General features: G+C 66.3%; 1 protein-coding gene. It reads right to left on the minus strand.

Translation table 11 applies throughout. The features are described 5' to 3' along the window. Positions 1–41 precede the first annotated feature (41 nt). The coding region (locus tag NBY69_RS37130) for an IS3 family transposase (protein WP_250306690.1) at positions 42–786 on the minus strand (745 nt) is incomplete at its 5' end.

Below are 786 nucleotides of genomic sequence, written 5' to 3' on the forward strand. Positions count from 1 at the left end.
AAGCACCCCTGAGGCGTCCCCCGGAGTGTGGACACAGGGGTTCATGCTGCGAGTGTGATTCTACGTCCTCTCTGGTGCTGTTGTTCGAACTCGGCTGGCGAGAGGTAGTTGAGGGCACTGTGGCGTCTGCGGGCGTTGTAGTAGGTGAGCCACTGGAAGATCTCCAGCCTCGCCTGACGCATCGTCGAGAACAGCCTCTGGTGCATCGTCTCCCTCTTGAGTCCCTGCCAGAAACTCTCGGCGAGGGCATTGTCGTAACTCGAGCCGACGCGGCCCATGCTCCTGCGGATCCCGTAGCCGTCGCAGACCTGGGCGAACGCGGCGGACGTGTATTGCGAGCCCCTGTCCGCGTGGAAGATCACCCCGTCGACGGTGCCGCCACGGGCCGCCATCGCCATCTTCAGCGCGTCGATGACCAGCTCGGCGCGCATGTGCGGGGCCATCGAGTAGCCGAGCACTCGGCGCGAGCAGGTGTCCAGGACGCAGGCGAGATGCAGCCACGTCCCGCCGACCTGTACGTATGTGATGTCGCCGCACCACTTCTCATTCAACTTCCCTGCGGAGAAGTCACGTTGGACGAGGTCCGGGGCCGGTGGCGCGAGCCGGTCGGGAACTGTGGTCCGCTTGCGCCGCCGCAGATGGCGGCCCTCGATCCCGTGCCTGCGCATGAGGCGCTCGACGCGCTTGCGGTTGACGGTGTGCCCGAAGCCGCGCAGCTCGGCATGGACGCGGCGGACGCCGTACGTTCCCTTGTGCACGGTGTGGATCTCCCGGATCTCCGCGGCC

The sequence above is a fragment of the Streptomyces sp. A 4/2 genome, from assembly GCF_940670765.1.
Lineage (GTDB): Bacteria > Actinomycetota > Actinomycetes > Streptomycetales > Streptomycetaceae > Streptomyces.